The sequence below is a fragment of the Pseudomonas sp. m6p genome, assembly GCF_055760375.1.
On sequence record NZ_CM147084.1, the window covers coordinates 6597853 to 6622446 of the forward strand.

Genomic DNA, 24594 nt, shown 5'->3' on the forward strand with positions numbered 1-24594 from the left:
CAGGGCCGATAAGTAAAAAAGCGTCGTGCGGTTTGGTGTCGCAGATCAATGGAAATGAGTGTAGCGGTGGAAATGTGCAACGCCAGACTCATCCGCCGATCCTGTAGGAGCTGACGAGTGGAACGAGGCTGCGAACTTTTGATCTGCTTTTTAACGTTCAGGATACGAGCTGTCAGGTCGCACGCCTTCGCGAGCAAGCCCGCGAAGGCGTATTCGGGATCTGCAACTGGCTAAAGCCGGGTGAAGGCGGCAAGGGCAGCGAGGACTTCTTCCGTCGTCAGAAACTCCCGATCAACCCCCGGCAACATCGGCCGCTTCAACACCAGCACCGGCACGCGCAACTCCCGCGCCACTTCCAGTTTCGGCTCGGTCGCGGTGCTGCCGCTGTTCTTGCTGATCAGGACATCGATCTGCCGGCGTTCGAACAGTGCGCGTTCTTCCTCAAGCAAAAACGGCCCACGGGCGCCGATCACTTCGCAGCGTTCGTTGCCGGGGTAGACGTCGAGGGCGCGCAGGGTCCAGAACTGGTTGGAGGGGATTTCATCGAGGTGTTGCAGCGGTTCGCGGCCGAGGGTGAACAGCGGGCGGCGGAATGGTTTGAGGGCTGCGGTCAGTTCGGCCCAGTCGCTGACTTCGCGCCAGTCATCGCCCGGTTGCGGCTGCCATGCGGGGCGGCGCAAGGCCCAGCAAGGGATGCCGGTCAGTTGCGCGGCGCGCGCGGCGTTGTGGCTGATTTGCGCGGCGTAGGGGTGGGTCGCGTCGAGCAGCAGGTCGATGCCTTCGTCGCGAATGAACTGCGCGAGCCCTTCGGCCCCGCCGTAGCCGCCGACACGTACCTGGCAGGTCAGGTCGGTCGGTACCCGGCCGACGCCGGCCAGGCTGTAGATGTGTTCTGGCCCCAACGTACGGGCGATGGCCAGGGCTTCGGTGACGCCGCCCAGCAACAGAATGCGCTTCATGCAAAACCTCCGGCGTGGCCGACAATGCCGCCCTGGCGATCAATCGCAAACACTTCGACCTGAACCTGCGCCGGCACCACGCTGCGGGCGAAAGTCAGCGCGTGGCGACAGACTTCATCGCCAAGGGCCACGCCTGCCGCACTGGCCATCGCCAAGGCCTGCTGACTGGTGTTCGCTTCACGAATACTTTGCTGCAACGCCTGATCGGCGCCAATCGCCGCCGCCCATTCGGCCAGTTGCGGCAGGTCGATGCTGGAATGGCGCGAGTGCAGATCCATGTGCCCGGCCGCCAGTTTGCTGATCTTGCCGAAGCCGCCGCACAGGCTGAGTTTATCCACAGGCACTTTGCGCAGATGCTTGAGCACCGCGCCGACAAAGTCGCCCATTTCGATCAAGGCGATTTCGGGCAGGTCGTAGACCCGGCGCATGGTGTCTTCGCTGGCGTTGCCGGTGCACGCAGCGATGTGCAGGTAACCATTGGTTTTGGCGACGTCGATGCCCTGATGGATCGAGGCAATGTACGCCGCACAGGAAAACGGCCGAACGATACCGCTGGTGCCGAGAATCGACAGCCCGCCGAGAATGCCCAGCCGTGGATTCATGGTTTTCAGCGCCAGCGCTTCGCCGCCCTCGACATTGACCGTGACCTCGAAGCCGCCGCCATAACCGCTTTCGGCGGCGAGCAGGCTCAAGTGATCGCTGATCATCTTGCGCGGCACCGGGTTGATTGCCGGCTCACCGACGCCGAGCACCAGCCCCGGCCGGGTCACGGTGCCGACACCTGCGCCCGCGACGAAGCGAATTCCCGGGTCGGCCAGCAGCCGCACGTGCGAATAGAGCAGCGCACCGTGGGTCACGTCGGGGTCGTCGCCGGCGTCCTTGATCGTTCCGGCCTCGGCGCCGTCGGCGGTCAAGCGGCAAAACTCCAGGCGCATCTGCACCTGCTTGCCCTTGGGCAGGACGATCTGCACCGCGTCCGCCGAGGTACCGTCGAGCAGCAGGCGCGCGGCGGCAAGGCTGGTGGCGGTGGCGCAGCTGCCAGTGGTCAGGCCGCTACGCAGCGGCGCGGGTTGTTCGGCGGTTTCGTCACGCATCGAGAGGTTTGACCAGATCGAGCAAGGTGATCGGCAGCGCCTGCCGCCACGTGTCGAACTCACCGAGCGGTTGCGCCTGGGCAACGTGGATTCGGGTCAGTTCGCCGCCATGGCGTTCGCGCCAGTTCATCAAGGTGACTTCGCTTTGCAGGGTCACGGCGTTGGCCACCAGTCGACCACCGGGTTTGAGTTGATCCCAGCAGGTTGCAAACACGCCCTCACGGGTCACGCCGCCGCCGATGAAGATCGCGTCGGGGCGCTCCAGCCCGGCGAGCGCCTGCGGTGCGCGGCCCCGCACCAATTGCAGACCGGGTACGCCCAACGCGTCGCGGTTGTGTTCGATCAAGGCCTGTCGGCCTTCGTCCGCCTCGATGGCAATGGCACGGCAGCTGGGGTGCGCGCGCATCCATTCGATGCCGATCGAGCCGCAACCGCCGCCAACATCCCACAGCAGTTCGCCGGGGATCGGCGCAAGGCGGGCGAGGGTGATGGCGCGGACATCGCGCTTGGTCAGTTGCCCATCGTGCTGGAATGCCGAGTCGGGCAGTCCGGCCAGACGCGACAGGCGCGGTGCGTGCGCATCGGCCAGGCATTCGATGGCGATCACATTCAGATCGGCAATCGCCGGGGCGCTCCAGTCATTGGCAGTGCTGTCGATGCGCCGCTCGGCGTCGCCGCCCAGGTGCTCGAGAACACTCAGGCGACTGCCGCCAAATCCGCGCTCGCGCAGCAGCGCCGCGACCGCCGTCGGACTTTGCCGGTCATTGCTCAGCAGCAACAGGCGTACGCCGCTGAACAGCTGTGCATTGAGTGCCGCCAAAGGTCGCGCGACCAGCGACAGTGTCACTACATCCTGCAACGGCCAGCCGAGCCGGGCGGCGGCCAGCGAACAGGAAGAGGGTGCCGGCAGGATCAGCATCTCGGCACTCGGCACCTGCCGCGCAAGACTGGCGCCGACGCCATAGAACATCGGATCACCGCTGGCCAGCACGCACACCGCTTCGCCGCGCTGCTCCAGTACCGGCGCGAGGGAAAACGGGCTTGGCCACAACGCGCGTTCACCGCGTATGCATACCGGCAGCAAGTCCAGTTGCCGCTGGCCGCCGATGATCCGCGAGGCGCCCATCAGGGCCCGCCGGGCATTTTTGCCCAGGCCCTTGAAGCCGTCTTCACCGATTCCCACAACCGTCAGCCAGGGTGTCATGCCGTTCCTTAAATCCAGGGTAGATCTTCAAGGGCGGCATGATAACGCGGCGGCCGGCATCTGACGCGGGTCTGTCGTCGCGGGGGCCGAAAGCCGCGCGGAAACGTGTTGTTGAGCAATATTGGTTTTTTCAACTGCTGTTTTTGTTAGTTTGCTTCAAGTCGGTTTTTTATAAGCCTGACGCAATAGATCAATAAATTAATCAATGCCAAGTTGGCAGGAGATGATATGGATATCAGTTCCAATACACGTTTAAGTCAGAATAACGCAGTGGCCGTTAACAATATGTTGTTCACCGGCCTGGAAGGTCGGGCCGAGGCCGATAACAACTTTGTGAAGCACTGCGTTTATCTCGCGCAGATCAAGGCGGACGGCGTTTATAACAGCAATACTCAGCCTGCGCAGTGGTTCGATCATTTTGCCGGCATCCTCTGGTCGTTTGGCTGGAGTCTTGAGGAACAGCCAGTGGTGCTGGTCCAGACGGCGTTTTCCGGGAGTGTGCAGGAGGCATGGCGGCGATTGACTGCGCCGTTGCTCGCGCGTTCGCAACTGACCCAGGTTGAAGCGGGACTTGCAGCGCTGGAAAAAGATGCGGCATTGTTGAAGCAGTTTTCCGCGCTCAGTGGCAAAACCTTCAACTCGCACATTTTGCCGGTCAGTCAGAACACCCGTGACGAGATGGTGGTGGTCATCAGCCATATCCGCTTTATCAAGTTGGTACTCAATACCAACTATCTGTTCTGGCAGGTTCATCAACCCATGTCACAACTGGACATTCGCGCCAGGAAGCTGCTGATCAAGCGCCGGGCCATGGAAGCCAACCGGGCAAGTGTGGAGCAAGCCATTCGCGAGAATGCGTCCAGGTTTGAGGAATACCAACTCTGAAGCAGCGCCTGACAGCGGGAATTGCAGCCTGGGTGCAATTTCCGACCGGCAGGCATTTTCATGCGCTCGGGCAAAGCAGGCATAATGGCGACCTTTCGCCCACCACAGCGCTGCCAGCCAGCCGGTCATCCCTTGAACGAACGCCCTCTGTCCACCGCTCTGCGCCCCTCGGCTTGTCCGGGGTTGCTGCGTATCGTCCAGGCGCTGGACGGCGGCATCTGCCGGATCAAGCTCAATGGCGGCTCGATCACTGCCGATCAGGCCGACGCGGTGGCCAATGCCGCCGAGTGTTTCGCCCGTGGGGAAATCGAGGCGACCAACCGCGCCAATCTGCAGATTCGCGGCATCGGTGAGCAGTCAGCGGTATTGATCGACAGCTTGCTGGCCGCCGGCCTCGGGCCGCAAACCGCAGCGGGTGACGATGTACGCAACCTGATGCTCAGCCCGAGCGCCGGTATCGATCGGCGGTTGCTATTCGATACCCGGCCTCTGGCCGAACAGATTCTGCTGACATTGCAGACGCATCCGCGCTTTCCCGAGTTGAGCGCCAAGTTTGCCGTGCAACTGGACGGCGGTGAGGCGCTGGCGATGCTCGAACATCCGCATGATCTGTGGTTGTCGGCGTTTGAGTGTGACGGTGAAGTCTTGTTGGCGTTCGGTCTGGCTGGCTGCCCGACCGATCGGGCGGCCGGTGCCGTGACCGTGGAAAATGGCCATGCGCTGGTGGTCGCGGTGCTGGAGTTGTTCCTCGAGCGGGCTCGGCCGGAGCAGACGCGCATGCGCCATTTGCTTGATGAATGGCCGATGCAGGCCTTCCTCGAACAGTTGCGCGAGCGCGTGGCGATCAAAGCCGTCGTTGCCCGACAGCGCACGCCGCTGGCGGAGGCTCTGCACATCGGTGTTCACCCGCAAAACGTTGCCGGCCGGGTGTATGTCGGCGCGGTGCCGGCGCTCGGTCGTCTCGACCCGGTCATGCTGCGTGGCGCCGCCCGGCTGGCCCGCGATTACGGTGATGGCAGCCTGCGTTTCACCCCGTGGCAAAGCCTGTTGCTGCCGAACGTGAAGCCCTCCGACGCGGCGCAAGTCTTGCAAAAATTGACGCAATTGCACTGGCTGTCCGATGCCAGTGAGCCGCTGTCCAGGCTGATTGCCTGCACCGGTTCCAGCGGTTGCGGCAAAGGCCTGGCCGATACCAAACACGACGCCCGATGGCTGGCGACGCTGTTGCCTCAGGCGCAGAACGTGCACCTGTCCGGCTGCCCGCGCTCTTGCGCGGCGGCCCACCGCGCACCCGCCACATTGCTGGCGATCAGCCCCGGTCATTACGACCTCTATTTTCGCGATGCAGCGCTGCCGGGTTTCGGCACGCTGCACGCACGCAACCTTACTATTGAAGCGGCCGCGATCCTGCTCGACGCCCGCTCACGGAGCCCCCTTGATGCTTGATTACATCCGCGACGGTCAGGAGATCTATCGCAACTCCTTCGCGATCATTCGCAGCGAGGCCAATCTGGCACGCATCCCGGCCGATCTGGAAAAACTCGCGGTGCGGGTGATCCACGCCTGCGGCATGGTCGAGGCCATCGACGGTCTGCAATTCTCCGAGGGCGCCGGCAAGGCCGGGCGCGATGCGTTGGCGGCCGGTGCGCCGATCCTGTGCGATGCGCGGATGGTTTCCGAAGGCGTGACCCGTGCGCGTTTGCCGGCGAACAACCCAGTGATCTGCACCTTGCGCGACGACAGCGTGCCCGACCTGGCCCGCGAGCTGGGCAACACCCGTTCGGCGGCGGCGCTGGAGTTGTGGCGACCGCATCTCGAAGGCAGCGTGGTGGTGATCGGCAACGCGCCGACCGCACTGTTTTATCTGCTGGAAATGCTCGACGCCGGCGCACCGAAACCGGCGCTGATCCTCGGCTTCCCGGTGGGCTTCGTCGGCGCCGCCGAATCGAAAGCGGCGCTGGCGGCTGACAGTCGCGGTGTACCGTTCGTGATCATGCAAGGCCGGCTCGGCGGCAGCGCCATGGCCGCCGCCGCAGTCAATGCCCTCGCCACGGAGGTCGAATGATGCAGGCAACAGGACGTCTGATCGGCCTCGGCGTGGGCCCCGGTGATCCGGAACTGATTACCGTGAAAGCCCTGCGTCTGCTGCGCGAGTCACCAGTGGTGGCGTACTTCGTCGCCAAGGGCAAGAAAGGCAATGCGTTCGGCATCATCGAAGCGCACCTGCAGGACGCGCAGAATCTGCTGCCGCTGGTGTACCCGGTGACCACCGAAGTGCTGCCGGCGCCGCTGTCCTACGAGCAAGTGATCAGTGATTTCTACGACGCTGCCGCCGAAGAAGTCGCGGCGCATCTGGACGCCGGGCGCGACGTTGCAGTGATCTGCGAAGGCGATCCGTTCTTCTACGGCTCCTACATGTATCTGCATGACCGGTTGTCCACCCGCTATGAAGCCGAAGTGGTGCCGGGCGTGTGCTCGATGCTTGGCGGCGCCTCGGTACTCGGCGCGCCGCTGGTGTATCGCAACCAGAGCCTGTCGGTGCTCTCCGGTGTACTGCCGCACGAGGATCTGAAGCGCCGTCTGGCCGACGCCGATGCGGCGGTGATCATGAAACTGGGGCGCAACTTTCCCAAAGTTCGTGCGGTACTCGAAGAACTCGGTCTGGCCGAGCGGGCGCTGTATGTGGAGCGCGCAACCATGGCCAATCAGAAGATCGTGCCGCTGGATCAGGTCGAGCCGATGTCCTCGCCGTACTTCTCGCTGATCATCGTACCGGGTGAACGGTGGCAAGGTTGATGACACTGTCCACTCCGGCCATTGTCATCCTCGGACAGAGCGCGCTGGCCACCGCGCGACGTATCCAGCAGGTGTATCCGACGGCGCAGATCCACGGCCTCGCCGGACGCGTCGAAGGCGCCGACCGCCGCTATCAGGAATTCGGCGCAACCCTGCGTGAGCTGTACCAGCAAGACACGCCGATCATTGCCCTGTGCGCGGCCGGCATTGTCATTCGCACCCTGGCGCCGTTGTTGCTGGAAAAAGGTGCTGAACCGGCGGTACTCGCCGTTGCCGAAGACGGCAGCGCCGTGGTGCCGCTGCTCGGTGGCCTCGGCGGGGTGAATGTCATGGCCCGGGAAATCGCTGGCGCATTGCAGGTCGCAGCGGCGATCACCACCAGTGGCGAATTGCGCTTCGGCACTTGCCTGCTCAATCCACCCAGCGGCTATGTGCTGGCGGATCTGGAACTGGGCAAGCGTTTCGTTTCCGACCTGCTGGCCGGGCACAGCGTGCGCATCGAAGGTGCGGCGCCGTGGCTGGATCAGGCGCAGTTGCCGCAAGACCCGCAGGCGCAGCGCTCGATTCATGTCGACAGTGCCGAGCGTGTCGCGAGCGCCAACGAGTTGCTGATCTATCCGCGCAGCGTCGCGGTGGCGGTGAGTGCGCAGCTGGAGAACCTGCCGAACGCTGTGCGCGCCGCGTTGCAGCAGGCCGGGGTTGCGCAGCAGGCGCTGGCCTGTCTGCTGGCGGCTGACACTGAAATGGCGTCGGCCAGACTGCGTGAAGCCGCCCTCGAACTGGGGGTGCCGCTGCGCTTTGTCGCGGCGCACAACGACCTCGACGTGTTGGCGCGTCAGGCACTGCCGCAGGCCACGATCAGCCGTGCCAACGGCTTGGCGATTGCGCGCGCCGAACAGCCGCTGGACGTCGCGCAGATCGGTCGTCAGCGTGGGCGCCTGGCGGTGATCGGCCTCGGCCCCGGCGCTGCCGAGCTGATGGTGCCAGCGGTCAAGGCGGAACTGGCGCGGGCCACCGATGTGCTCGGTTACGAAACCTATGTGCGCATGGCCGGCCCGTTTCGCGCTGATCAGGTGCAGCACTGCACCGACAATCGCGAAGAAATGCAGCGCGCCCGCCACGCCTTTCGGCTGGCGGCCGAGGGCCGTTCGGTGATCGTCGTTTCGTCCGGCGACCCCGGCGTGTTCGCCATGGCCGCGGCGGTGCTTGAAGCATTGCACGAGTCGACCGATCCGGCCTGGCACAGCGTCGAGCTGGAAATCCTGCCGGGAGTGTCCGCCTCGCTCGCCACGGCTGCGCAAGCGGGTGCGCCGCTGGGTCATGATTTCTGCGTGATGTCGCTGTCGGACAACCTCAAGCCGTGGTCGATCATAGAGAAGCGTCTGGATCTGGCGGCCGCCGCCGATCTGGCCCTGGCCTTCTACAATCCGATCTCCCGGGCGCGTCCGTGGCAACTGGGCCGTGCACTGGAAATCGTTGCGCAACATCGGACTGCGGCGACGCCGGTGGTGTTGGGGCGCGACATCGGTCGGCCGGGGCAGTCGCTGCGGGTCACCACACTGGGGCAACTGACCCCGGATCAGGTGGACATGCGCACCATGGTGCTGATTGGTTCTTCGACCACGTGCACCTTCCCCAAGGCCGAAGGTGGCGAGTGGGTCTACACGCCGCGCTGGTACGGCGAAAAGCCGCAGTCATGAGCGCAGGCGAGGGGGCATGCTCCCTCGCCGTGCCGGACATGGCGGGTAGATTGTTTCCGGATTTGCCGATGTCATATCTTTCAGCAGGGCGTGTGTGATTTGCTCCACTGCCGCGTGGGCTCTTTCTTATGACTTACATTTTGTCGGACTTATCCTGAATCTTGATTGGCCGCAGTAAAAGTCGATGCGCAGTTTTGCCGCCGATTTTCGCAGTTCTTTTAATTTATTGATCAGGCTTGTCGCAATAACTTGTTGCGGTTACATGCGTTATCAGTTGTTTTTCAGTCGCCTGTTTTGACATGTATTGAAAGTTCTGAAGTTTGAGTGTGAATTTGCCATTCGTTAACTTCGCTGCCATTCAAGTGCCTGGGTGCACTCATGATGTCGGTCAGAATAACGGAGGAACTTTCATGCGCAATCAAAGATTTAAAGATGCCAGTGGTTATGTCAGTTTTATCAATCTGTTCAAACAGGCTGATCTCGAGCAGGCCCTGTTGGTACACCGGGACAGTGACGTTTATCCGTCAGTGTGGCGCTATTACTTTGCATGTATCGGTTTGCTCAATTCCCCGCGACTGATTGAACCCCTGACATTGCTCAAACATTCCCTGGCACAGTTGATCGGCGTGCCGCGTGTGCGCCGTGACACTCTTGGCCAGTCTGAGCCGCCGAAAAACTCTTTATCGGGTATTTACAACAATATCCAGGCGTTTGAGACCCGTCTGCGAAACAGCGAGATTTACGCGAAGACCGCCGCCACTCCGGTTGTAAAAAATCTGCATTTTGTCTGGCTGGGCGGTGGTCTTGGCGCGATCCAGCGAGACTACCTCGACCTGTGGAAGCAGGTATTGAGCGGGCAGGGGTACAGCCTCCATCTCTGGTATGACAGTGACGCGCTACTGGCCTGGCAAACCAATCAGTTGATCGTCGAGGCCGCCAAGGCTGACGCCATGCAACATGGCGGTAGCGAGAGTATTACCGACAGCAGACTGGGGACGCTGTACGAAGAACGGGTCATCGTCCTCAAGCAGCAGATGTTCATGCACATCAACGAGGCGCTGGAACGAGGGGAATCGGCGGATGACGCACGGGTCGATTTGTTGTCCCGCGCTTACGGCCATGATGCGGAACAACTTGAAGCCTTGATCGAGCAGAACCGGCGCAGTCTGCTCGATCTGGCAGGCGATGATTTGCAGTTGCGTGACTTGCGTGACCTCGAAGCACCGCTGCGACTGCAAGCCATCTATGAGCGCGAGACCCGGTTGCGCGGTAATCTGGCCGCCGCCTCCGACGTGGTGCGGGCCGAGGTCTTGTACGAGGAGGGCGGTCGCTACGTCGATGTCGATAATCTGCCGCCCCTGGTCAAAACCATGGGCGGGGTCGACATCAGTGCGTTCGGCGGCGACGCGCGCCTTGGCGTTCTGCAACTGCTGCTCGATCACAATCCGCACTGGATGCCGGGACGCCAGGCATTGCGCGACCGGTACACCGATTATCTGGGCCGGATTCCCGACGAACACCGCGCCGCGCTGGAGGCTTTTGCCCGGCAGCAACCGGCACTGCACGAGGTGTTCCAGGCGCCGGCCGAGCTGCTTGTGCGCCCGCAGGACCTGCGCGCTGTTGCCGTGCAAAACACGTTGAGCAACTCGTTTCTGATGGCTCATGCGCAATCGCCGATGCTCAACAGCGTGATCGAGCGGTTCCGGTTCAACTATCAGGCCATTGACCAGACGGCCCGCCTCGCCGCCAAGCGAGGCGTCGCATTGAGCGATTTTGACGGCATGACAGAGCTGGCACGGGAAGTACTCGAGCAGGCATTTGGCCCTCTGGCCGAACTGTCGATGACCGAGGACGTGGCGGCCAACTTTTTGATGCTGGCCATCGCGGGCTACTTCAGTGACGGCATTCGCCCGCAGAGCGAGGGGACGATTTATCTGACCGGACCCGCCGCGATGCGCGATGGCATGGCCGATTACGCACGGCGCAATTTCGTCCCGCGCGAGGAGGAAACCTTGCGTGTGGAAGCGGCTATCGAGCCATTGTGGATGGTCAACGACAAGACCGAGGAAGAGCAGGACCACTCCTGGAAAGACAACGCCGTTGATGTCGAGCAGTGGGTGCTCGACGAGCAGCAGCGCTGGCACGAAGGACAGTACAGCGCGCGCTACCGCGGCGATGTAAAAGCATTGCTGACCCAGCAGAGCATAGCGTTCGAGGAGGGCTGGCCGGTTATCGAGGGCCGGCCAGTGCTGTTGACGCAGGTGCTGCAACGGATGATCGACAGACTCGGTGAACCGTTCGTGGTCGCGATGCGCGACGGACATAACGGCCCATTATGGTTTCCCGACGGACCGGGGCTCAGCTTCGCTGATCGCCAGGCCATCAAAGCCCAGCCCGTCACTTTGCAGGCTCCGGCGTCGCTCAGCGATGCGCGGATTAAGGGGCTGGCGCTGGATGAGCTGCTAAGCGGCATTGCCGAGGGTTCGCTGCCGTTCTTTCAGATCAGTCCGTTGCAACGGGTGGTGTTGGGACAGATGCTCGGCGCACGCTCACTGGATAACTCAAGTCTCACGCAACTTGCCTCCGAGCTGGATAATCTGGCCAACAGCGTTGCCGAGGTAGGGGCGTCGGTGCGTTATGCGGCCATTGAACGCCATCTGTATCAGCAGCGAGCCCCGCAATTCATGGCCGGTCTCGCCAGTCATGTCGAGCAGCCGATGATGTCGTCAGACAGTGCGTTGACGCTGAAGCGAGCCGCGCTGTCGCAGGCGCACACGCTGTTTCAATGGGGGCGTCATGTTGCCCATATTCAGACCGTCGCCACCCGCGAGCATCGCGAGCAGGTGATCCTGCGGCTGGGTCAGGTGCTGGGGCAAATCGAGGCCAGTGACGTCAAACTGGTGCCGCAGGATCTGTTGCTCGAAGGGCCGGGCGATCCCGGTGGCCGCTGTTACCCGCTGGCGCTGATCATGAGTGCTGCTCTGGAGCAGGGCGTTGTCGCGTCGCGACGATTGCGCGAGCGGTTCTTTCTGGCCACTGCCGAGCCGCAGCAGCATGATTCAATGGTGTTTCTGGAGGCGCTCGAAGAGTTGCGCGGCGTGCAATTGCACGACATCGGCAAGCCGTTGGGGCGGGTCGATCTGCAACAGCTCGGCACCACGCTGCAAGCGTTCGCCAGCCCGCGCACGCTGATGCTCAACTCGGACAACCACGCCATGCTGGTGGCGAAAACCTTCAAGGGTGGGCACGCCACCTATCACTTTTATGATCCCAATTTCGGCGTGTTCGAGTTCAGCCAGCCGGATCAGTTGCAGCTGGCACTGACTGACCTTTTCCAGAAACAGGGCATGGCGAAATACTATGCGGCCTATGGCGACAACGCGCGTCCGACCTTTGATCTGATCGAGCTGCAGGGGCAAAAGATATCGGCCCTGAATCTGTCCGGCGGATTTAGCGTCGGGCAATTGCTGGAGTCCGACAATGTGCTGCCGGAGCAGGCACAGCGGCCAATCCGCCGGCGCCTGAACAGTGCCCGCGGCCATTCGCTGGTCAGCAATCCGCACCTGGGGCGCAGCCTGCGCGAACTGGACAGTCACTGGTGGGGACAGCAGATTGCCCAGGCGACCGACGCTTTACAGGACTTGCACGCTTCAGCAAAACCGTTGGTGCCGTTGTTCGAAACCCTGGAGATGACGCCCGCCGGCGAGTACCGGATCAACCTGATCGATCCCGCGCAATCCGAGCATGTGGTGCAGGTCGTCAGCAGCGATCATCGCCTGCTGCGCATCAGAAATTATCTGTCGGAGCAGTTTTCGGCACTGGGCACCCGAGCCACGCCGCAGATGGTTGAGGTCGGTGCCGTTCACACCCTCAATACCGGCTTCACGATCCAGGCACTGATGAACGTCTTGCGTGGACGAGAGGGGGATGGCCGCACCTTGACCACCGCCGTCAGGTTGCATGCTTACGTCAATTACGCGCAATTGCTGCACGGCAATGTCACCGACGTCGCCGGTCTGATCAGTCTGATCAAGACCGCACTCAATGAGGAGAAAGTCATTGCCCGTACCTGTGCGCCAGTGGTGGGCGAGGCGCTGGGACATGTCGCCAACGATGGCGTGGGCGCGGTGCTGGGGCTGGCCAATGTCGGTTTCGACATCTATCAATTGGCGACGGCAGACAACGAGATCGAGCGCGCGCAGTTCGGCACTCAGTTGGCCTTCGACGCCACCAGTCTGGCGTTGACCGCTGGTGGTCTGGGAGCCGCCACGGCGGGTGCGGCGACTGCTGCCGCTGTGCTCGGCGGCGCCGGGGTGGTGCTGGGCGGATTAGCTGTGGGTGTGGCGGCACTGGCTCAGGGGTTCGCCAGGATCGCCGGGCAGGCGCAGGAGGTGGGGCTGTTTTTCGATGCTCTGGAGCGGGCCTGTCGCGGTGTCGGTTATCGTTATGACGACGGGCTTGGGGCGTGGGTCGCTCACCCCTCGCTGGTGGTCCAGAGCCTGGACTTCAATCGCGCGATGATGGTGCTCGACAGCCCGAAGGTGTATCGGCTGCGCGACCATTTCGGGGTGCCGGGTATCAATCCGGATGATCAGCAAGCACTCGATCTGCGGCGTGAGCTGGGGCTGCCAGGCTACATCCGCTTCGATCCGCCGAGCACGCAACTGGTCGTCCTGCCATGCACGCCGACCACCTACTACGGTTACGAATACAAGGCGCTGCCGTTCTCGACGCTGCGTCACGACACCGGTTTCGATACGGCCCGCAAGCTGGAGAAAAAGGATGCGGCAGGCCAGTGGCAGTTCCTGTTTTCGTTCTACTCTTTTCCCACGCACTACATCATCAACCGTCTGATACCGTCGTATCGCTCAACCGTGATCGAGGTGCGGCTGGATGCCCGCGAACGTGCGCTGGCAGTCCCCATGACGCCGCCGGTCTGGCACGACAAGTTGTCGTATCGCATCGAAGGAGCGGGCGGCGCCTGTTCACTGATTCTCAATCGTGGGGTCGATGTCCAGTTGCAGTCTCCCAGCCTGCAGCTGTGTCGCTGGAAGCTGGTCGCCACCTGGGCCAGCGAAAGGGATGTGCGGATTGACGCCGCCGGGATTCTTGCTGTGGGCGGTGTGAAGGTGACGTTCACCGGCAGAGGACGGCATGACGTCACGCTGCAACTGACCGGGCGACAAACGTTCAAGGTCAACCGCGGTGACGCACGACTGGACATTCTCGAGCAGGACGCGCCAGCCGGGGAGCATGAGCAGTCGCTGCTTACGCATTACCAGAGGCTGGCCCGGGAGCATCGGCTGGTGATGCCTTACACGCCGGTTCATCACTTTCCGATTCCTTTCGAGCCCGAGGGACAACCGCGCTATACCACGGCCTGGTACGACGCTGCCAAGGATCGTTTTCTGTACATTCGCAGTGAAGAGGTACTGGCGGCCGATGAAATGCTGCTGGGCTCCGTGGTCGACGATTCTGCGTTTTTCTATGAGACGCACAACTACGATATCTGGCAGGTCGATGCCGTCAGCGGTTTACTCAAATGCCGCTACCGCCTGCTGGTGATGAAGGGGCAGAGCAGCGTGCGGCGTATCGATGTCGATGCCCAAGGGGTGATTCACATCGAGCAACAATGTCAGGGGGCCGATCAGCAATTCACGCAGTTCAATTACCTGATCCGTGAGGGCCAGCTGCAGCTGGTTGCGGTGACCCGAGAGATGGACCGTGACCTGGGCCAGCGAGTGTTCGCCAATCCGACCCTGACACATTGGTCGGCGGTGCTGGGTCACTATTTCCCGTTATCGCCGGTGCCCGAACGCGCAGGCGTCACCACCGTCGACTGGCAACCGGCCGCCTACGTGTCGGTGTGCTGGAAGTTCAATCCGGACAAGCGCGATCTGGCCTGGATTCGCAGCCGTGACCTGTTGTGCATTCATCCGTTTGCCTCTGGGCGTCACCGCGGTTGGGCCGATTCGATCAAGCATCTAGATGATCTGGTGCTGCTGCCGGTCAACGACGAGCACACGCTGTTTTTCATCTACGACCGGCTGGCACAAAAACTGTGCAGGGTGCAACGCAGCGCGCCCGCAGGCAGCGAGCGCTGGCCAGCGCAATGGACGCATCAATGGCTTCAGCCTGACGGACTGAATGACGTGGTGCCGGTACAGGACGGGTATCTGGCCCTGACCGATGACGGCTTGTTCTTCAATCTGACCGCCGAGGGTGAAGTTCAGCTGGGTGGCTTGAGTGAGCGCTGGCTCAAAGGACGGGCCCAGTGGTGGCAAGCATTGGAAGCGCTGGCAGCAAAGTACCCGGTCGACAGTTTTGCCATTCTGGGTGTGCGCAACGCCAGCGGTGATCGCAACCTGTGTGCCTGGTACGTGGATAACCGCGTGCTGCTGTGCGACCCGGGGCACGACCGGGAAGTGCGCCTGCTCGGCGTGACCCCGGACAATCGGGCGGTCTGGCTGTTCGACGTCGGCAGCGGTGAGATCTTGAGTCAGCAGTTCTTTGACAGTCGACAGCTCGCAGCAGCATTCGGCGTTGGCGCGCAGTTACTGGCGGGCGAGCTGTTGCCGGCACCGCAGGCCGAGTGGGACGACTGGCGGTTCAGCACCGTGAGCAATGATGGCTCCGGTCTGCGCGGGACGTCAGCCGATGGCGTGTCTCTCGAGCTGCGATATCAGGAACCTGAACGAATCATTGGCGTCGATCATCAGTGGGCAAGCGAACACGCAGAGCATTTGTCAGAGGCTCTGCAGGCATTGCTGGAGACTGCCGAGCATGCTCCCTACATCGCCGTGAAGTCCGACGCGGGCAAACTGCAATGGTTCGACGTGGCGAATGCCCGATTGATCCGGATCGCGGGCCAGAACCTGCCGCACGATTGCGAATTGCTCGGTACGCGCCATCGGCATGTGCTGTTGCACGAGCGCGCGGCACATTGCGTGTTCGTCTACCCCGATCACCAGAGCATTGGCCCTTTCGAATATATGCGGCGCGAGGCCGAGGTGTTGGTGGTCGAGGGCCAGAAACAGGTCGACGACCTCTTGCCACTGATCGCTGATGACGTGAGTTGTCTGGTATTGCGCGTGGGGCAGGGCGGTGTGACGTATCACCTGTCGAGGGCCAGCTGGTTGCGGCTGGAATCGGTCATCGTCGATTGTCGACCGCCACTGGGCGAGGCTCCGGTGATTCCCGGCAAGCTGGTCTGGGCGCTGGAAGCTCCGCAAAAGCTGCAACTGTCGTTTGTCGACGATCACTTGCTGATCGTCGACCCGGATCGCCAGCACAGCCTGATCCTGAGGGATGTGTGCTCGACGGATCCGGCGATGCGCGGCGATGTCTTCCTCGGCTTCGAGGGCAAGCGTTCCTATGCGGTATCGAGTCTGGTGCAGAGGTTGCGTGAAGTCACTGAGGCCGATGATGCCGACGGCAGTGCAACGCTTGCGCAGTTGCTGGGAGCCGTGCCGGCCTGACGTGGAGGGGAAACTGACCAGGCCTGCGCAGATTACTGCGCGGGCCTTTTTACTGATTCTGTCTCGTCCTGAATAAGGTTTACACCGGCTGACTTCACCTCAGGAAACCAGATAGCCCTTCACCCCGGTAAAGATGATCTGCGCCGCCAGCGCGCAAACAAACAGGCCCATTAACCGACTGACGATCTGCAAGCCTTGGTCGCCGAGAATCCGCTCGATGTGATTGGACAGGTACAGCACCACGCCGACGGTGAAGCTGGCAAGGGTGATACTCATGATTGCGGTCAGTTTGTCGTCCCAGTGCGGTTGGCTCACGCCCATCACCAGCAGGGCGCCGATGGTGCCCGGGCCGACGGTCAGCGGGATGGTCAGCGGAACGATCGTCACGTCCTGCTGCACGTTGTCACTCTGCACGACCGGCTTGCCCTGGGCCATGCCCAACGCCGAGATGAACAACACGCTGCCGGCACCGATGCGGAATGCGTCCGCCGTGATCCCGAACACATCGAAAATCACCCGCCCGAACAGGTACAGCAAGACGCTAGACACCAGCGTGGCAATCGCCACTTTCCAGGCCAGGCGCCGCTGCTCCTTGCGCGAGTAGCCACGGGTGAGGCTGATGAAGCAGGACAACACGAAGAATGGGCTGTAGAGCACCAGCATCTTCAGGTAAACGCTGAATAACACGTGGAGCATGGTATTGGCTCGCGGCGGCAGATGGACAGAGCGGAGTCTATCAGCCGGTTTAATTTTTGGGGGGGTGGCGTAAACAAATATCCCCGGAGTAACTAAATAAGTTGTAGTTTTTAAGTGTGTGTTTTTTTTTGGTCTTATTATTAGCAAGTTACATGTTCTGGTTTGTGGTTTTTTATTGTTCTGTTTATTGTTCTATCGCGGGTTCAAGGGGAGCTCGTTTTTATTAATAGGGATTTGATAATGAATATTCATGATGTTGAAGATTGCGCCGTTGCTGAGTGTGTCCACCGCTTGCAGAGTTATGAACTGGACGGCGCAGCTATTCGTCCTCGCGGTCTTTCGCTGCCGGCAATCGAAGAGCCGGGCAAGGGTTCCATCGTCGGTGAAGGCATTCTGTCCTTTACCGGAAACTTGAGTGAACAGAATCGCGAAGATGTGCAACACGCGTTCCTGTTCGCCACGCTGGTCGCCAACAAGAAGTATCCGTACGAATATCAGGGCAAGGAATGGTACTACCTGTTTCTGCAAGTGATGACCGATGCCGGCTGGCTGCCAACGAGCAAGTACTACAACGACATGAACATCGGCGGTAATACCGTACGGATGGATCAACTGGTGCTGGAGATCCTCGGCAGCGTCGTGGCCGGGCTTGCTGTACCGGGCTCGGCTTCGGTGTTGATGCTGAAAGTCGCAGGCGACGCCATCACCGCCCTGAAAAAGCGTGAAACCGCGCTGACGCTGTACGAGCGCAACATGCTTGAACATGGTGTCGGCGGTATGGCGGCGGGCACGTGTACCGAAATCAATGGCGAAGTCACCATGGCCCTGGGGACTGTGCGTTTCATCCGCAAAAACACGGCCAAACAAGTGTTGTTCATGGATTGGGATTCGCGTGAAGTGAAACTCTATCGGGGCGATTCGGTATTCCGCAAAGTGCCTTCGATCGTCGAACAGACCCGCGATACCATCCGCGTCAGACTGGGTTTGAACGCAAAAACCAAGATCGAAGATTACGAGATCTGACTGAGTGTTATTGATAGGGCGGCCGTTATCGGTCCGCCCTTTTTCCATTGAGGGTTGATAATAACTCGGTTGTATAAGTTGTTGGCAGTGGGGCATGCTGTTCTGGCGTTGCCGGAATCCGGGCACAGCACGGATTATGATGATCTCGTCCAATCAAGTCTGTTGGCGCAACTGGTCGCCAATAAAAAAATCGAAGACGCGAAAGTTGAAAGTTGGTACGACGCTTACATCGCTGTGCTGGATGACTTCTGGGTGCGAAGCGTGAAGTTGCGCGAGGATTTCTCTGTCGCTCAGGCAGGTACGGGTTCGGCGCTGGAGTGGGCCACGACAGTGCTGACCAATAACGCTGGCAACGATCCGGCACTTGGCGGGCTGATGGCATATGCGGCGCGAATCACTGACGGTGTTTCGGCAGGGCAGACGTTGCCCGAGCCGCCTGGCGAAGCGCTCATGCAGACGCCGAGGCCTGCGCTTCAGGTGGTGCGCCTGCTGACCATTGCAGCGCAGAGTCCGACATCGATCAGCAGCCTTTATCTTGAGTTCAAGACGCGACAGACGCTGGCTGCCAATCCGTGGTCGCAGCGTTTCGCGAGCGCTGAAGTCGAAGGTCCGGTGTGTGTGCGTTATGCGCGAGCGACGCTGTCACAAACGCTCTACGCACTATCGCGTCAGGCCGTGGCGCGAAAGCTTGGAGATCGACTGGCGCAGAACGTGGCGCCATTGGCTGAGGCAATCGATCTCGGTGTCTGAGGCGGATTGCCCGGGGGCTGCAAGCGCTTTCGGGCGATGAACGGCAATCGTCAGAAAGTCGAGGCCGTACGGTTCTGCTGATCACGCTGGGCCACCCAGTGTTCGATCAGCTCGCGCAGTTGCGACAACTCCACCGGTTTGGCCATGTGCCCGTCCATCCCGGCCTGGCGCGCGCGTTCCTTGTGCTCGGCGAGGATGTGCGCGGTCAGCGCGACAATCGGTGTGCGGGTACGCTGATTGCTGACTTCCCACGCGCGCAATTGCTGGGTCGCCGAGAAACCGTCGAGGATCGGCATTTCGCAGTCCATCAGCACCAGGTCGTAACGCTGAGCCTTCATCGCCTGCAGGGCTTCTTCGCCGTTGCTGGCAGTGTCAGGTTGCAGGTTGAGTTTGCCGAGCATGCCGCGAATCACTTTGGTCGAAATCGTGTTGTCTTCGGCGACGAGAATGCGGAAATCGCTCGGCACCTTGGCGGCGGTCGCGGGGGTGACCACTTGCGGCTGGAACACCACCTGCCCCTTGTTGCGCTGGTTCAATTCGTCGGCCAGCGTGGTCTTGAGCGTGTAGCCGGCCACCGGTTTGGCGAGGATGCGTTTGATCCCGGAGTTGCGCGCGATGATCTTGCTCGGCGCGTTACTGATGCCGGTGAGCATGATCAGCAGAATATCGTGGTTCAGACTCGGGTCTTCCTTGATCTTGGCCGCCAGTTGCATGCCGGTCATGCCGGGCATGTTCTGGTCCAGCAGCACCACATCAAAGTAGTCACGCAGATGCGCCTTGGTGCGCAGCAGCGCCAAGGCTTCCTTGCCCGAGGGCACCGCGCTGACGTTCAGGCCCCAGGCGCTGCATTGCTGCACCAGCACCTTGCGGCAGGTGTCGTTGTCGTCCACCACCAGTACGCGCGCACCTTGCAGCGGGCCGTCGAGGTCGGAGGTCGGGTGTTCGAGACGGTCAGGGTCCAGTGGCAGGGTCAGCCACAAGGTACTGCCCTGATTGGCGCCGCTCTTGATCCCGAACTCACCGTGCATCAGGCGGATCAGTTGCCGGGCGATCACCAGCCCAAGGTTGCCACCCAAACGATTGGCCGAGAGGAAGTGTTTGCTGTGCAGCTCGGCATGCAGCAGCGCCTCACGCTCTTCTGCCTCCATCGGCTGGCCACTGTCCTGCACGGCGATGCGCAGGCGCGGCTTGACGCTGCGCTCGTCGAGGGCGACGACGATCAGCACTTCGCCTTCGTCGGTTTTTTTCAGGGCGTTTTCCAGCAGGCTCAGCAGGGTCTGGCGCAAGCGGGTCGGGTCGCCGCTGATCACGCGCGGTACCTGTGGCTGGATGAAACTGATCAGCTCGACGTTCTGCTGTTCGGCCTTGGCCCGATAGATGCTCAGGCAGTCGTCGATCAAAGCATTGAGGTCGAACTGCACATCGTCCAGTTCGATCTGCCCGGATTCGAGCTTGGAGATGTCGAGGATCTCGTTGATCAATGTCAGCAGTTCGTTGCCGGCACTGTGGATGGTTTGCACGTAATCGCGTTGCTTGACCGACAGTGGCGTACCCAGCAGCAGTTCGGTCATGCCCAGCACGCCGTTCATCGGGGTGCGGATTTCGTGGCTGATCTTGGCGAGGAACTCGGCCTTGGCGTTGATCTCGGCGTTGCTGGCGGCGAGGTCGCGGCTGATGCTGAAACGGCTTTCGGTGATGCTGCGCTGGCGTTCACCCAAGGCGATGCTCATCAGCAGGCCACTGATGCAGATGAAGCCCATCAGGGTCATGATCAGGCCCTGCGGCGCTACCAGGGTCAGCCCCAGCAGTGCCGGGAGGATGATCAGCGTGCCGATGTTGAACACCACCATCCCGGCCACGAACAGCCGCGCCGGACGGTAGCCCTTCTGCCAGTGATAGAAACCGACCAGCAACATGCTCAGGCCGGCCAGCGCCACCAGCGCGTAGGTGATGATGTTCAGCGGCAGGGTGTTGACGAATAACAGCAGCAGGCTGCAGATCACGATGAACAGAATGTCGCCCAGCAACAGCTTGTTCAGCGGGTGCGGTCCCAGCGGGGCGAAGAAGCGCAGGGCAAACATCAACCCGGCGGGGGCGGTCAGCAGCAGCGCCAGATAAGCGCCCGGCGTCTGGATCGCGTGCCAGTTCGGCAGCCACGGGCCGGCGAGGTTGAGCAGCAGCAACAGACTCAGGCCCAGCAGGCCTTCGCAGATCGCCAGCCACAGGCTGCTGCGCGAGCGCGAGTAGGCATAGCGCACGAGGTTGTGCAGCAGCAACATGCCGAGGCAACCGAACAGCAAGCCGAAAATCAGCGTCTGGTTCTGATTGGCGGCACTCATCACCGCCGATTGCAGGGTGATGTGCGGGCGCAGCTGATGGTCGGAGACCATGCGCAGATAGATGTCGAGTGGCTTGTCGCTTTGCGGCAGCGGTAGCAGGAAGTCGCTGCTGGGCAGTGGTCGCTCGGCCTGCGGCTGGTGGGTGCCGGAGAGGCGTTGCTCGATCAGCTTATCGCCGTCCAGCACGTACAGACTGAGACTGGACAGGTCGGGCGCAAAGATACGCAGCACTTGCTCGTGCTTGCCCGGCGCCAGTTTGAAGCGCAGCCAGAGTGCGCCATCGGGCTCGGCCGCCGTGAGGCGATCAAGTTCGATGGGACTGAATTGATTGGTGTAGCGAGCCGAGCGGATATCGCTCAGTTGCAGATTGCCCTGATCGTCAAGCAATACCGACCAGCCACTGCCTTGCGCGGCCAGCGCCGGAAGCATGCAGAGCAAGGTCAGCAGCGTGACGGTGAAGCTTATGGCAATCCTGAGCCAGCGCACGGCGAAATCCCTTCGTAGGTTGATGCCAGAATATAACGATGCGCAGCGGCGGAACAGCCCGGCGAGGGACTGCATCCCGCGCCGGACCTGAAGGACAGCTTATTCCTGGGTTTCGCCACGTTCACGGGCAATGGCGCGGTAGCCAATGTCCTTGCGGTAGAAGCAACCTTCCCAGTCGATGGCGGCGGCCAGCTTGTAGGCTTGCTGCTGCGCTTCGCTGACGCTGGCGCCCATGGCGGTGGCGCAGAGTACGCGACCACCGGCCGTCACCACGTTGCCATCCTTGAGCGCCGTACCGGCGTGGAAGACTTTGCCTTCCAGGCTTGCGGCTGCGTCCAGACCGTTGATTGCTGCACCCTTGGCGTATTCGCCCGGGTAACCGCCGGCGGCCAGCACGATGCCGACGCTTGGACGTGGATCCCACTGCGCTTCAACCTTGTCCAGTGCCTGCGCCAGCGCGGCTTCGACCAGCAGCACCAGGCTCGACTGCAGGCGCAGCATCACCGGTTGGGTCTCCGGGTCACCGAAGCGGCAGTTGAACTCGATGACTTTCGGGTTGCCGGCCTTGTCGATCATCAGACCGGCGTACAGGAAACCGGTGTAGACGTTGCCTTCTTCGGCCATGCCGCGCACGGTCGGCCAGATCACCTGGTCCATCACGCGCTGGTGCACATCGGCGGTGACCACCGGGGCCGGGGAGTAGGCACCCATGCCGCCAGTATTCGGGCCGCTGTCGCCGTCGCCAACACGTTTGTGATCCTGGCTGGTGGCCATCGGCAGGACATTCTTGCCGTCGACCATGACGATGAACGAGGCTTCTTCGCCGTCGAGGAATTCTTCGATCACCACGCGCGAACCGGCGTCGCCGAACGCATTGCCGGCGAGCATGTCGCGCACGGCGTCTTCGGCTTCGGCCAGGGTCATGGCCACGATCACGCCTTTACCGGCGGCCAGGCCATCGGCCTTGATCACGATCGGTGCGCCTTTTTCCCGCAGATAAGCCAGGGCTGGATCGATCTCGGTGAAATTCTGGTAGTCGGCGGTCGGAATCTTGTGCCGGGCCAGGAAATCCTTGGTGAAGGCTTTCGAGCCTTCCAGCTGCGCAGCACCGGCGGTTGGACCGAAGCAGTCCAGGCCACGGGAGCGGAACAGATCGACCACGCCTGCCACCAGCGGCACTTCCGGGCCGACGATGGTCAGGGAAACGTTTTTCTCGGCGAAGTCGGCCAGTTGCTCAAGGGCCAGCACATCGATGGCGACGTTCTCGCACTTGGCTTCAATCGCGGTACCGGCGTTGCCCGGCGCGACGAAAACCTTCTGTACGCGCGGATCCTGAGCCACTTTCCAGGCCAGGGCGTGTTCACGGCCACCGCTGCCAATGATCAAAACATTCATTTCAAAAACCTCAAATTCTGTGGGGCGCTACCAAACCTCTGTGGACTGAACCTGTAGGAGCTGCCGAAGGCTGCGATCTTTTGCTCTTGGCCTTCAACATCAAGATCAAAAGATCGCAGCCTGCGGCAGCTCCTACACAGAGGGAGCGGTGTATCAGTGACGGAAGTGGCGCATGCCCGTAAAGACCATGGCGATGCCAGCTTCATCAGCAGCAGCAATCACCTCAGCATCACGCATCGAGCCGCCAGGCTGGATCACTGCCGTGATGCCCACCTTGGCCGCGTTGTCCAGACCGTCGCGGAACGGGAAGAACGCATCCGAGGCCATCACCGAACCCGCCACTTGCAGACCGGCGTGCTCAGCCTTGATCGCGGCGATACGCGCGGAGTTTACGCGGCTCATCTGGCCAGCGCCGACACCGATGGTCTGACGGTTCTTGGCGTAGACGATGGCGTTGGACTTGACGTACTTGGCGACTTTCCAGGCGAAGATCAGGTCGTGGATTTCCTGTTCGGTCGGGGCGCGCTTGGTTACCACTTTCAGGTCGTCGGCGCCGATCATGCCGATGTCGCGGCTCTGCACCAGCAGGCCACCGTTGACGCGCTTGTAGTCCCAGGCCGGAGCGCGATCCGCCGACCACTCGCCGCAGGCCAGCAGACGCACGTTGGCTTTGGCGGCGACGATGGCGCGGGCTTCTGCGCTGACGCTTGGAGCAATGATCACTTCCACGAACTGACGCTCGACGATCGCCTTGGCGGTCTCGGCATCCAACTCACGGTTGAAGGCGATGATGCCGCCGAAGGCCGACTCGGTGTCGGTGGCGTAGGCCAGTTCGTAGGCCTGACGGATACCGCCCTCGGCGTCCGGGCTCACGGCCACGCCGCACGGGTTGGCGTGCTTGACGATCACGCAGGCCGGCTTGACGAAGCTCTTCACGCATTCCAGCGCGGCGTCGGTGTCGGCCACGTTGTTGTACGACAGCTCTTTGCCTTGCAGTTGGGTCGCGGTGGCGATACCGACTTCGGCAGGCTTGGCTTCCACGTAGAACGCCGCGCTCTGGTGCGGGTTCTCGCCGTAGCGCATTTCCTGGGCCTTGATGAACTGGCTGTTGAAGGTGCGCGGGAACTCGCTGCGGCCTTCGGTGCTCAGGGTTTCGGCAGCCTGATTCACGGTGCCCATGTAGTTGGCGATCATGCCGTCGTAGGCGGCGGTGTGTTCAAAGGCCTTGAGCATCAGGTCGAAACGCTGAGCGTAGGTCAGGCCGCCGGCCTTGAGGTTATGCAAGACGTTGGCGTAATCGCTGGCATTCACCACGATCGCCACGTCTTTATGGTTTTTCGCCGCCGAACGGACCATGGTCGGGCCGCCGATGTCGATGTTCTCGATAGCGGTCGGCAGGTCGCAGCCTGGCTTGTTGATGGTGGCTTCGAACGGGTACAGGTTGACCGCAACCAGGTCGATCGGCTTGATGCCGTGCTCGCTCATGATCGCGTCGTCGATACCGCGACGACCGAGGATACCGCCGTGGATTTTCGGGTGCAGGGTTTTCACCCGACCGTCCATCATTTCCGCGAAACCGGTGTAATCCGCGACTTCCACTGCAGCAACACCGTTGTCGCGCAGCAGCTTGAACGTCCCGCCGGTGGAGAGGATCTCGACGCCGAGGGCTTCAAGCTCCCTGGCGAATTCGAGGATCCCGGTCTTGTCGGAAACGCTGATCAAGGCGCGGCGGATCGGCAGGCGGGTAGTCTGGTCGGTCATCTCAATTTCCATCAAAAGCAAAGGAAGT

General features: G+C 61.7%; 15 protein-coding genes. 8 read left to right on the forward strand and 7 right to left on the reverse strand.

Annotated elements, in window-relative coordinates:
- Window positions 1–230: 230 nt before the first annotated feature.
- From ACYZUM_RS30070 to cbiE, 3 genes are read right to left on the reverse strand one after another with little or no spacing between them, the layout of a single operon-like run.
- Complete coding sequence (locus ACYZUM_RS30070) at window positions 231–959, reverse strand: cobalt-precorrin-6A reductase (protein ID WP_108181551.1); 729 nt, start codon at window positions 957–959, stop codon at window positions 231–233.
- Window positions 956–2053 carry a cobalt-precorrin-5B (C(1))-methyltransferase gene (locus ACYZUM_RS30075; protein WP_108181552.1) on the reverse strand — a complete coding sequence of 366 codons (1098 nt, stop codon included), beginning with the start codon at window positions 2051–2053 and terminating at the stop codon, window positions 956–958. Before ACYZUM_RS30075 ends, ACYZUM_RS30070 begins: the two co-directional genes overlap by 4 nt.
- Window positions 2046–3257: a precorrin-6y C5,15-methyltransferase (decarboxylating) subunit CbiE gene (cbiE, locus tag ACYZUM_RS30080; RefSeq protein ID WP_108181553.1), complete on the reverse strand. Its 1212-nt coding sequence runs from the start codon at window positions 3255–3257 to the stop codon at window positions 2046–2048. Before cbiE ends, ACYZUM_RS30075 begins: the two co-directional genes overlap by 8 nt.
- 228 nt (window positions 3258–3485) lie before the next feature.
- On the opposite strand from cbiE, the gene ACYZUM_RS30085 reads away from it, so the two are divergent.
- From ACYZUM_RS30085 to ACYZUM_RS30110, 6 genes are all read left to right on the forward strand, one after another.
- A complete protein-coding gene (locus ACYZUM_RS30085) occupies window positions 3486–4142 on the forward strand; it encodes a hypothetical protein (protein WP_108181554.1) in 657 nt (218 codons plus the stop codon).
- Window positions 4143–4289: 147 nt separating this feature from the next.
- Window positions 4290–5588 (forward strand): precorrin-3B synthase, encoded by a 1299-nt coding sequence (cobG, locus tag ACYZUM_RS30090; RefSeq protein WP_473061376.1) that lies wholly within the window; start codon window positions 4290–4292, stop codon window positions 5586–5588.
- Window positions 5581–6207 carry a precorrin-8X methylmutase gene (locus tag ACYZUM_RS30095; RefSeq protein WP_108181556.1) on the forward strand — a complete coding sequence of 209 codons (627 nt, stop codon included), beginning with the start codon at window positions 5581–5583 and terminating at the stop codon, window positions 6205–6207. The genes cobG and ACYZUM_RS30095 overlap by 8 nt, the downstream gene beginning before the upstream one ends.
- Window positions 6204–6938, forward strand: a complete 735-nt coding sequence (locus ACYZUM_RS30100) for a precorrin-2 C(20)-methyltransferase (RefSeq protein ID WP_371260372.1) — start codon at window positions 6204–6206, stop codon at window positions 6936–6938. The genes ACYZUM_RS30095 and ACYZUM_RS30100 overlap by 4 nt, the downstream gene beginning before the upstream one ends.
- Window positions 6938–8638, forward strand: coding sequence for a precorrin-3B C(17)-methyltransferase (gene cobJ, locus ACYZUM_RS30105; protein WP_108181557.1), 1701 nt, complete (start codon window positions 6938–6940; stop codon window positions 8636–8638). The genes ACYZUM_RS30100 and cobJ overlap by 1 nt, the downstream gene beginning before the upstream one ends.
- A 410-nt stretch (window positions 8639–9048) precedes the next feature.
- Complete coding sequence (locus ACYZUM_RS30110) at window positions 9049–16116, forward strand: TcdA/TcdB pore-forming domain-containing protein (RefSeq protein ID WP_142579688.1); 7068 nt, start codon at window positions 9049–9051, stop codon at window positions 16114–16116.
- Between the two features lie 99 nt (window positions 16117–16215).
- On the opposite strand, the gene ACYZUM_RS30115 is transcribed toward ACYZUM_RS30110, so the two are convergent.
- Window positions 16216–16812, reverse strand: a complete 597-nt coding sequence (locus ACYZUM_RS30115; RefSeq protein ID WP_003221263.1) for a MarC family protein — start codon at window positions 16810–16812, stop codon at window positions 16216–16218.
- Window positions 16813–17052: 240 nt separating this feature from the next.
- Between ACYZUM_RS30115 and ACYZUM_RS30120 the strand changes: the two genes are divergently transcribed.
- Together ACYZUM_RS30120 and ACYZUM_RS30125 are read left to right on the forward strand one after the other, a co-directional pair.
- Window positions 17053–17835 (forward strand): hypothetical protein, encoded by a 783-nt coding sequence (locus ACYZUM_RS30120; protein WP_108181559.1) that lies wholly within the window; start codon window positions 17053–17055, stop codon window positions 17833–17835.
- A gap of 69 nt (window positions 17836–17904) precedes the next feature.
- Window positions 17905–18585, forward strand: coding sequence for a hypothetical protein (locus ACYZUM_RS30125; RefSeq protein WP_142579689.1), 681 nt, complete (start codon window positions 17905–17907; stop codon window positions 18583–18585).
- A gap of 50 nt (window positions 18586–18635) precedes the next feature.
- On the opposite strand, the gene ACYZUM_RS30130 is transcribed toward ACYZUM_RS30125, so the two are convergent.
- The 3 genes from ACYZUM_RS30130 to purH all read right to left on the reverse strand — a co-directional run bounded on the left by ACYZUM_RS30130 (window position 18636) and on the right by purH (window position 24566).
- On the reverse strand, window positions 18636–21410 hold the full coding sequence (locus ACYZUM_RS30130) for a hybrid sensor histidine kinase/response regulator (RefSeq protein ID WP_108181561.1): 2775 nt from the start codon (window positions 21408–21410) through the stop codon (window positions 18636–18638).
- Window positions 21411–21509: 99 nt separating this feature from the next.
- On the reverse strand, window positions 21510–22805 hold the full coding sequence (gene purD / locus ACYZUM_RS30135) for a phosphoribosylamine--glycine ligase (protein ID WP_108181562.1): 1296 nt from the start codon (window positions 22803–22805) through the stop codon (window positions 21510–21512).
- Window positions 22806–22958: 153 nt separating this feature from the next.
- Window positions 22959–24566 (reverse strand): bifunctional phosphoribosylaminoimidazolecarboxamide formyltransferase/IMP cyclohydrolase, encoded by a 1608-nt coding sequence (gene purH / locus ACYZUM_RS30140; RefSeq protein WP_108181563.1) that lies wholly within the window; start codon window positions 24564–24566, stop codon window positions 22959–22961.
- Window positions 24567–24594: the final 28 nt, after the last annotated feature.

What these genes read in the sequence shown, in the direction of transcription:
- ACYZUM_RS30120 (WP_108181559.1), top strand. Translation starts at nt 17,053, where the DNA reads ATGAATATTCATGATGTTGAAGATTGCGCCGTTGCTGAGTGTGTCCAC.
- cbiE (WP_108181553.1), bottom strand. Translation starts at nt 3,257, where the DNA reads ATGACACCCTGGCTGACGGTTGTGGGAATCGGTGAAGACGGCTTCAAG.
- ACYZUM_RS30100 (WP_371260372.1), top strand. Translation starts at nt 6,204, where the DNA reads ATGATGCAGGCAACAGGACGTCTGATCGGCCTCGGCGTGGGCCCCGGT.
- ACYZUM_RS30095 (WP_108181556.1), top strand. Translation starts at nt 5,581, where the DNA reads ATGCTTGATTACATCCGCGACGGTCAGGAGATCTATCGCAACTCCTTC.
- ACYZUM_RS30115 (WP_003221263.1), bottom strand. Translation starts at nt 16,812, where the DNA reads ATGCTCCACGTGTTATTCAGCGTTTACCTGAAGATGCTGGTGCTCTAC.
- purD (WP_108181562.1), bottom strand. Translation starts at nt 22,805, where the DNA reads ATGAATGTTTTGATCATTGGCAGCGGTGGCCGTGAACACGCCCTGGCC.
- ACYZUM_RS30110 (WP_142579688.1), top strand. Translation starts at nt 9,049, where the DNA reads ATGCGCAATCAAAGATTTAAAGATGCCAGTGGTTATGTCAGTTTTATC.
- ACYZUM_RS30070 (WP_108181551.1), bottom strand. Translation starts at nt 959, where the DNA reads ATGAAGCGCATTCTGTTGCTGGGCGGCGTCACCGAAGCCCTGGCCATC.
- ACYZUM_RS30085 (WP_108181554.1), top strand. Translation starts at nt 3,486, where the DNA reads ATGGATATCAGTTCCAATACACGTTTAAGTCAGAATAACGCAGTGGCC.
- purH (WP_108181563.1), bottom strand. Translation starts at nt 24,566, where the DNA reads ATGACCGACCAGACTACCCGCCTGCCGATCCGCCGCGCCTTGATCAGC.
- cobJ (WP_108181557.1), top strand. Translation starts at nt 6,938, where the DNA reads ATGACACTGTCCACTCCGGCCATTGTCATCCTCGGACAGAGCGCGCTG.
- ACYZUM_RS30075 (WP_108181552.1), bottom strand. Translation starts at nt 2,053, where the DNA reads ATGCGTGACGAAACCGCCGAACAACCCGCGCCGCTGCGTAGCGGCCTG.